Source organism: Sphingomonas sp., assembly GCF_035317925.1.
GTDB lineage: Bacteria > Pseudomonadota > Alphaproteobacteria > Sphingomonadales > Sphingomonadaceae > Sphingomonas_I.
Map to the genome: position 1 here is coordinate 1 of NZ_DATHFV010000111.1, position 7,649 is coordinate 7,649.

General features: G+C 67.5%; 9 protein-coding genes. 4 read left to right on the top strand and 5 right to left on the bottom strand.

Annotated elements, in window-relative coordinates:
• The 3 genes from VK533_RS07990 to VK533_RS08000 all read left to right on the top strand — a co-directional run.
• Positions 1-931: DHHA1 domain-containing protein (locus tag VK533_RS07990; RefSeq protein WP_324376336.1), on the top strand; the 931-nt coding region annotated here is incomplete at its 5' end.
• Positions 932-1,004: 73 nt separating this feature from the next.
• A complete protein-coding gene (epsC, locus tag VK533_RS07995) occupies positions 1,005-1,706 on the top strand; it encodes a serine O-acetyltransferase EpsC (protein WP_324376337.1) in 702 nt (233 codons plus the stop codon).
• Positions 1,706-2,038: a DUF2794 domain-containing protein gene (locus VK533_RS08000; protein ID WP_324376338.1), complete on the top strand. Its 333-nt coding sequence runs from the start codon at positions 1,706-1,708 to the stop codon at positions 2,036-2,038. The genes epsC and VK533_RS08000 overlap by 1 nt, the downstream gene beginning before the upstream one ends.
• On the opposite strand, the gene VK533_RS08005 is transcribed toward VK533_RS08000, so the two are convergent.
• The 5 genes from VK533_RS08005 to gph form a co-directional block, all read right to left on the bottom strand.
• Positions 2,025-3,131 carry a hypothetical protein gene (locus tag VK533_RS08005; protein ID WP_324376339.1) on the bottom strand — a complete coding sequence of 369 codons (1,107 nt, stop codon included), beginning with the start codon at positions 3,129-3,131 and terminating at the stop codon, positions 2,025-2,027. The two genes, VK533_RS08000 and VK533_RS08005, sit on opposite strands and share 14 nt — an antisense overlap.
• 63 nt (positions 3,132-3,194) lie before the next feature.
• Positions 3,195-3,893: a phosphate regulon transcriptional regulator PhoB gene (gene phoB / locus VK533_RS08010; RefSeq protein WP_324376340.1), complete on the bottom strand. Its 699-nt coding sequence runs from the start codon at positions 3,891-3,893 to the stop codon at positions 3,195-3,197.
• Between the two features lie 4 nt (positions 3,894-3,897).
• Complete coding sequence (gene phoU, locus VK533_RS08015) at positions 3,898-4,599, bottom strand: phosphate signaling complex protein PhoU (RefSeq protein ID WP_324376341.1); 702 nt, start codon at positions 4,597-4,599, stop codon at positions 3,898-3,900.
• A 175-nt stretch (positions 4,600-4,774) separates the two neighbouring features.
• Complete coding sequence (locus VK533_RS08020; protein WP_324376342.1) at positions 4,775-5,833, bottom strand: ATP-binding protein; 1,059 nt, start codon at positions 5,831-5,833, stop codon at positions 4,775-4,777.
• 1 nt (position 5,834) lies between these two features.
• Complete coding sequence (gene gph / locus VK533_RS08025) at positions 5,835-6,500, bottom strand: phosphoglycolate phosphatase (protein WP_324376343.1); 666 nt, start codon at positions 6,498-6,500, stop codon at positions 5,835-5,837.
• A 175-nt stretch (positions 6,501-6,675) separates the two neighbouring features.
• On the opposite strand from gph, the gene VK533_RS08030 reads away from it, so the two are divergent.
• Positions 6,676-7,649: NTP transferase domain-containing protein (locus VK533_RS08030; protein WP_324376344.1), on the top strand; the 974-nt coding region annotated here is incomplete at its 3' end.

Genomic DNA, 7,649 nt, shown 5'->3' on the forward strand with positions numbered 1-7,649 from the left:
TCATGTCACGCAGAAGGGCAGTCTGGTCGCGCCCGATCGGCTGCGCTTCGACTATTCGCACCAGAAGGCGATGACACCCGAGGATATCGCCGCGGTCGAGGCCGAGGTGAACCGCCACATTCGCGAGAATGACGATGTCACTACCCGGCTGATGACGCCCGACGCCGCGATCGAAGCCGGCGCGATGGCCCTGTTCGGCGAGAAATATGGCGACGAGGTCCGCGTCCTGTCGATGGGAATCGGCGAGGAAGACGGCGGCAACAGCTGGTCGGTCGAATTGTGCGGCGGCACCCATGTCAGTGCCTTGGGCGATATCGGCCTGTTCAAGATCATCGGCGAGAGCGCGGTCTCCTCCGGCATCCGCCGGATCGAGGCGTTGACCGGCGAAGCCGCGCGCCTGTGGCTGACGCATCGCGAGGATCGGCTGCGCGAAGCCGCCGCCGCGCTCAAATCCTCGCCCGAGGAAGTGCCCGCGCGCGTCGCGGCTTTGGTCGAGGAACGCCGCAAGCTCGAACGCGAACTGGCCGAGGCCAAGAAGGCGCTGGCGCTGGGCGGCGGGGCCGCCAAGGCCGAAGCCGCCGGTCCCGAACAGGTCGCGGGTGTGAACTTCGTCGGCCAGGTGATCGACGGGCTCGATCCCAAGGGCCTGCGCGGGCTGGTCGACGAGGCCAAGGCCCGGATCGGCTCGGGCGTGGCGGTGATGGTCGCGGTCAACGAAGGCCGCGCCAGCGTCGCGGTCGGCGTCACCGACGATCTGCTCAGCCGCCTGTCGGCGGTCGAACTGGTCAAACAGGCGGTCGCGACCTTGGGCGGGCAGGGCGGTGGCGGCCGTCCAGATATGGCGCAGGGCGGCGGTCCGGACGGCGGCAAGGCCGACGCGGCGGTGGCGGCGGTGCGTGGTGCGCTGGCGGAGACCGCAGCCGCCGCCTGACGCCTCCGAAAGCGCCTGACTGGAAATCGCGGCCACGGACGACTAAATCCCGTCTTCAGGGAGTCAAAAAACCATGAAGCGCGAACTCATCGCTTACCTGGACTCGATCAAGGCCCGCGATCCCGCGCCGCGTTCGCGCTGGGAGATATTGCTCTATCCGGGCGTGCTCGCGCTCGGCCTGCATCGCGTCGCGCACTGGCTGTTCAACGGCGAGCTCTATTTTCTCGCGCGGATGGTCAACCACATCTCGCGCTTCCTCACCGCGATCGACATCCATCCGGGTGCCGAGATCGGCGACTATTTCTTCATCGACCATGGCTTCGTCGTGATCGGCGAGACCGCCGTGATCGGCGACAATGTCACCATCTATCAGAACGTCACGCTTGGCGGGACCAACCCGACCGACGGCGTCGGCGGCAAGCGGCACCCGACGATCGAGGATGAGGTCATCATCGGCTCGGGCGCGCAGGTGCTCGGGCCGATCGTCGTGGCGCGCGGCGCGCGGATCGGCGCCAATGCGGTGGTGACGCGCGACGTGCCCGAGGGCGCGACCATGACCGGCATTCCCGCCCGGCCGACCCTGGTCGATGCCGGCACCTATAACAGCTTCATCCCCTACGGCACGCCGTGCAGCGAGCGGTTCGATCCGGCGACGCAGCAGCTCGAGATCCTCAAATGCGAGGTCGAGACGTTGCGCGGCAAGCTCGCCAAGCTGATCGAGGAGCGCGCTAAGCCCGCCGGTGCCGACGAAGATACGGATCGCCAGTCCGCCTGATGGGCGTGGTCACGCCCTTTCCTGCGCCCGAGCCCATCCAGGTGGCGTTCGAGCGGGTGGAGTTGGAGCGGATTCTCAGTCTCTATGGCCGGATGGTCGCGGCCGGCCACTGGCGCGATTATGCGATCCAGTTCGGCCGGGACGCGGCCTGCTTCGCCTGCTTCCGGCGCACGTCCGAGCGGCCCGAATACAGAATCGAGAAACGCCCCGCGCTTCGCCAGCGCCAGGGGGAATGGGCGCTGATTGGCGAGCACGGGGCGATCCTCAAGCGCGGGCACGAACTGGGGCCGGTGCTGGCCCCAGTCGAGCGCAAGCTCCTCAAATTGGTCTAGGCGTGACCAGCACCGGCCGGTCGAGCGCGGGCAACCCGGCCTGCAGTTCGCCGGGAAGCATCGATACCACCAGCCGCCGCGCGCTGTGCCAGAAGGCGGACAGCAGCAGCAAGGCCGATCCGATCACCAGCGCCGTGAGCGCAATACTCAGGCTGACCGCGCCTGCCTGCCGGAACAGTCCGTCCAGCGCGAACAGCACATAAGCCAGCGACGAGACGAGCAAGGCGCGACGGTCGACCGCCAGCGCGATCACGCCGAACGCGATGTAGAGCAGGATCACGATCAGTCCGGTCGCAGCGGTCACCTCGTTGTTCATCACGCCGAGCAGGTGGAAGACGGGGTGGGCGATCATCGGCGCGGCGGCGAGGTGCAGCCAGAAGGCCACATCCGAACGGCGCGTCTGGCGAACCCGGTCGGACCTGTCCCACCACATCGCGAAGCCGAACACGCCGATACCCGTTGCAAGCAGCAGCCACAGCAGCGAATCCTGTGCCTCCGGCACCGCCCACAGCAAGGTGGCGAGCAACGTACCGACCAGAGCCGCGGTCAGCGCCGCGATCGTGATCGGCACATGGAAACGCCGCCAATGGAAGTACGTCGCGCCGGCGGTCAGCACGCCGACGCCGGAAACGACGCCCGCCACGAATTGCTCGCCATGCTGCTCGGGAATGAACGGGATCGCGAGGCCGAACAGGCAGGCGCCGACCGCGGCCACGAACGCACCCAGCAATATGATGCTGGGCAAAGCCATCCGGCGTTGGCGCGTGAAATATTCGGCCAACCCCCAGCTTGCGCCGGCGACGAGCAAGCCCGCCAGGGCAACGCCATGGCCGACCAGACCTTGCGCGGCCTTTTCGTCGAAATCGCCATGCGGGCCGACGAGACTGAAGCCGATCCAGCCGATCGCGACCAGCAGCAGGATCGCCGCGATCGAGACGAAGATGTCGTTGAAGCCCGTGATCAGGCGGAAGCTTTCCTCATCCACTGCGGGCGAGGCGCGGTCGCGGGCAACGCTTTCGCGCAAGGCGGCGGCTGCGGCGGGCGTGATCGCCCCGGTCGCGACCGCGTTTTCGATATCGGTTTCGCTATACATGGTCTCTCTCCCTGTGACGGGAGGATATCACGACTGTATTGCTGATGCAATACAGTGGGTCTGTCAGGCGGTGCCCTCGGCGTCGAGCGCATAGCCGGCGGAGCGGACGGTGCGGATCAGATCGGGCGCATCGCCGACATTGATCGCCTTGCGCAGCCGCCGGATATGGACGTCGACCGTGCGCGGCTCGATGTCGCTGTCGCGGCCCCAGACCGAATCGAGCAGCCGTTCGCGCGAGAAGACCCGGCCCGGATGCTCCATGAAATGGCGCAGCAGCCGGAATTCGGTCGGACCGAGCGCCAAAGCATGGCCGTCGCGCCGTACCTTGTGGTCGGCGATGTCCATCTCGATGCCCGAATAAGCCAGCCGCTCGCCGACCAGCGCGGGGCGCACCCGGCGCAGCACGGCGGCGACGCGCGCCACCAGTTCGCGCGGGGAGAAGGGCTTGGTGACATAATCGTCGGCGCCGGTTTCCAGCCCGCGGATGCGATCTTCTTCCTCGCCGCGCGCGGTGAGCATGATGATCGGGACGTTGGCGGTCTCGGTCGCGCGCCGCAGCCTGCGGCAGACCTCGATCCCCGACAGACCTTCGATCATCCAGTCGAGCAGGACGATATCGGGCGGCCCTTCGGCGGCGAGCAACAGCGCTTCCTCGCCGTCGGCGGTATGTTCGACGTTATGCCCCTCCCGGCGGAGATGCCAGGTCAGCAATTCGGCGAGGGCCTCGTCGTCTTCGACGAGGAGAATGCGGGCTCCGGTCATGGCGTCAGGCAGCGGGCGCCAGTGCATCGGCGCCCCGCGGACGTTCGGGCATCTGCTCGCCGGTCGCGGCGTAATAGATCATCTCGGCGGCGTTGGTGGCGTGATCGCCGATCCGCTCGATATTCTTGGCGATGAACAGCAGGTGCGTGGACGCGCCGATATTGCTCGGATTTTCCATCATGTAGGTCAGCAAAGCGCGGAACAGGCTGTCGTAGAGATCGTCGACCTCACGGTCGCGCGCGCTGATTTCGCGTGCGGCTTCGGCATCGCGTGCGGCGAAGGCGTTGAGCACATCGTGCACCATTTCCGACGCGGCCCGCGCCATCGCCGGCAGGATGGCGAGCGGCTCGATCCCGCGCATGTCCTGCAGCAGCGGCACGCGCTTGGCGATATTCTTGGCGTAATCGCCGATCCGCTCCATCACGCCCGCGATCTTGAGGGCGGCGATCACTTCGCGTAGATCGTCGGCGAGCGGCGCGCGCAGCGCGATCAGGCGGACGACGCGGCGTTCGACCTCGGCTTCGAGTTCGTCGATCTTCTTGTCGTACTGGACGATCCGGGCCGCAGCCTCGGTATCGCGGCGGGTCAGCGCCTGCACGGCGCCGTCAATGGCGGCTTCGGCGAGCCCGCCCATCTCGGCGACCATCGCGCGCAATTCCCCCAGATCTTCGTCGAACGCCTTAACCGTATGCCCGCTGGTCGCCATCTAAGCACTCCCTCGGCCCGCCATGCGGCTGCACGGCGTCACTTTTATGACAGGTCATATGGCAATTGAGAATGCGCGAAGGAGCGCATTCTCCCGCACCGGCCCGCACCCCCACCCGGCCTCCCATAGAATAACCTGTTGGGAGGCCGGGTGGGGGGTGCGGGCCGGTGCGGCCTTACGTTGTCTGAGGCGCGGTCAGGGGAAGCTCGACGGTCACGGTCGTGCCTTCGCCGACCACGCTCGCGATATCGAGCCGGCCGCGATGGCGTTCTACGATATGCTTGACGATCGCGAGCCCAAGCCCGGTGCCGCCGATCTGGCGGCTGCGGCCGGGATCGGCGCGGTAGAAACGCTCGGTCAGACGCGGCAGATGTTCGGGCGCGATCCCGTCGCCCTCATCCTGCACGACAAACCGCGCGAGGCCGTGCGCGACCTTCAGCGTCGCCCGCACCGGCGACCCCTCGCGGCCATATTTGAAGGCGTTGCTGATGATGTTGTGGATCAGCTGGTGAAGCTGGCCGCGATCGCCCGTCACCATCGCGCGCGCCGGCGCTTCCACATCCAGCCGCCTGCCGTCGCGGCGGGCCGCGAATTCATCGGCCACCTCGCGCAGCAAGGGGCCGAGATTGACCCGGTCCTTGGGCGGGTAATAGCGATCGGCCTCGATTCGCGAGAGCGACATGAGGTCGTCGATCAGCCGCTGCATGCGGCGCGCCTCGCCCTCCATGATCGACAGGAAGCGCAGCCGCGTCTCGGCATCCTCGGGCCCGTTCGCTTCCTCCAGCGTCTCGATGAAGCCGATCAGCGACGCGAGCGGCGTGCGCAGTTCGTGGCTGGCATTGGCGACGAAATCGACCCGCATCTGCTCGGCCGCACGCTGCGCGCTGCGATCGGTCAGCCGCAGCAGCCGCTTGCCCGGCCGGATCGTGCCCGCGCGCAATTCCCAAAGGCGCTCATGCCCGCCGAGCCCGTTCAGCATGACCGGCCCATCCTCGTCGCCGCTGACCACTCCGGCCGCGGCGGGGTGGCGCAGCGCGAGGCGCACATAATCGCCGACGATATGTTCGCCCAGCAGCGCGCGCGCCGCCGCATTGGCATGGCTGATATGATAACCGTCGAGGATCAGCAGCGGCTCGGCCAGTGCCTCGATCAGACCGTCGGTCGGATCGGGCAGCGCCGGCTTGCCCTCCGCGATCGGGCCCGAGCCCAGCCGGGTAAAACGCGGCAGCGCCATCTCAGCCGAGCCGCTCCAGCGCGGGGATGAGTTCGTCGAAATGATCGATCAGGACGGTGGCGCCGAGCTGGTCGGCGGGGCGGTCGGAAAAGCCGAAGGTCAGCGCGACGCACGGGATGCCGGCGGCACGCGCCGCGTCGGTATCGCTGATCGAATCGCCGATGAAGACGGCGCGGCCGCCGCCCGCCTGCCTGATCGCTTCATAAACAGGGGCTGGATCAGGCTTGCGTTGCGGCAACGTGTCCCCCCCGACGATGGCGGCGAAGCGATCCTGCCAGCCAAGCGCGGCAACCAGATCGCGTGCCAGAACCTCGAGCTTGTTGGTGCAGATCGCCAGCTTCACATCCTGTGCGGCAAGCGCATCGAGCACGGTTTCGACCCCATCATACGGGCGCGTGCCGTCGGCGATATGTTTCTCGTAATAGTCGAAAAATATCGGGAAGCCCTGATCGATCAGAGCCTCGCTAACCTCGCCCGTCGCCGCCAGCCCGTTGCGCAGCAGCACGCGCACGCCATGGCCGACCATGTGGCGCACGTCATCGGCAGGGACCGGAGTGCGGCCAAGCCTGACCAGCGCATGGTTGAGCGCGGCGGTCAGGTCGGGCGCGGTGTCCGCCAGCGTCCCGTCGAGGTCGAATATGACGATGTCGAACTTCATCTGCCCCATCGCCGAGTCCGTAGAACCTGACGCGGTGCTGGGGAAGCGCGATGCGTGCGCGGGTGGCCGGGAAATCGAAAGCGAATCGGACATTCGATCCTGATTGACGCGGCACGTTACAGACATGCGACGGCGCGCAGCCGCGGGATGGCCTGATTTCGCGGAACATGGCAAAGCGCGGAGCATGACCGATACGCCGCTCGCCGCCATCATCCTTGCCGCCGGCAAGGGCACGCGCATGAAATCCGCGCTGCACAAGGTGCTCCATCCGGTCGCGGGCCGGCCGATGCTCGGCCACCTGGCCGACGCGGTCGCCGCGATCGGCGCGGCACAGACGGTGATCGTGGCCGGGGCCGGGCGCGAGCAGGTCGAGGCCTTCGCCGCCCCGCTCGGCCTCGCGGTCGCGGTCCAGGCCGAACAATTGGGGACGGCGCATGCGGTGCAGCAGGCGCAAGCCGCGCTCGCCGGGTTCGAGGGCGATATCCTGATCCTCTATGGCGACGTTCCCCTGGTCACGGCCGAGACGATGACGCGGATGGTCGCGCGGCTGCACGAGGCCGATGCGCCGGCGGTGGTCGTGCTCGGCTTCCGCCCGGCCGAGACGCTCACCTACGGCCGCATCATCGCGGAGCATGGCCGCATCCTGAAGATGGTCGAGCACAAGGATGCGAGCATCACCGAACGCGCCGAAACTCTGTGCAATTCGGGCCTGATGGCGGTGCGCGCCGCCGATCTGTGGCGGCTGCTCGATCAGGTCGGCAACGCCAATGCGGCGGGCGAATATTATCTGCCCGACATCGTCATGCTGGCGAATGCCGAAGGGCGCGTGTCGGCGGTGATCGAGACCGACCCGCACGAGGTGGCCGGCGTCAACAGCCGCGCCGAGCTGGCCGAGATCGAGGCACTCTGGCAGCAGAATCGGCGCGCACGGGCGATGGCGGACGGCGCCAGCCTGATCGCGCCGGAGACGGTCTGGTTCGCGTGGGACACGCAGCTGGGGCGCGACGTGACGGTCGGCCAGAACGTCATATTCGGTCCGGGCACCTCCATTTCGGACGAGGTCACAATCCATCCCTTCTGCCATATCGAGGGCGCGCGCGTCGAAAAGGGCGCGATCATCGGGCCCTATGCGCGGCTCCGCCCGGGGGCCGATATCGG

What these genes read in the sequence shown, in the direction of transcription:
- epsC (WP_324376337.1), top strand. Translation starts at nt 1,005, where the DNA reads ATGAAGCGCGAACTCATCGCTTACCTGGACTCGATCAAGGCCCGCGAT.
- VK533_RS08000 (WP_324376338.1), top strand. Translation starts at nt 1,706, where the DNA reads ATGGGCGTGGTCACGCCCTTTCCTGCGCCCGAGCCCATCCAGGTGGCG.
- VK533_RS08005 (WP_324376339.1), bottom strand. Translation starts at nt 3,131, where the DNA reads ATGTATAGCGAAACCGATATCGAAAACGCGGTCGCGACCGGGGCGATC.
- phoB (WP_324376340.1), bottom strand. Translation starts at nt 3,893, where the DNA reads ATGACCGGAGCCCGCATTCTCCTCGTCGAAGACGACGAGGCCCTCGCC.
- phoU (WP_324376341.1), bottom strand. Translation starts at nt 4,599, where the DNA reads ATGGCGACCAGCGGGCATACGGTTAAGGCGTTCGACGAAGATCTGGGG.
- VK533_RS08020 (WP_324376342.1), bottom strand. Translation starts at nt 5,833, where the DNA reads ATGGCGCTGCCGCGTTTTACCCGGCTGGGCTCGGGCCCGATCGCGGAG.
- gph (WP_324376343.1), bottom strand. Translation starts at nt 6,500, where the DNA reads ATGGGGCAGATGAAGTTCGACATCGTCATATTCGACCTCGACGGGACG.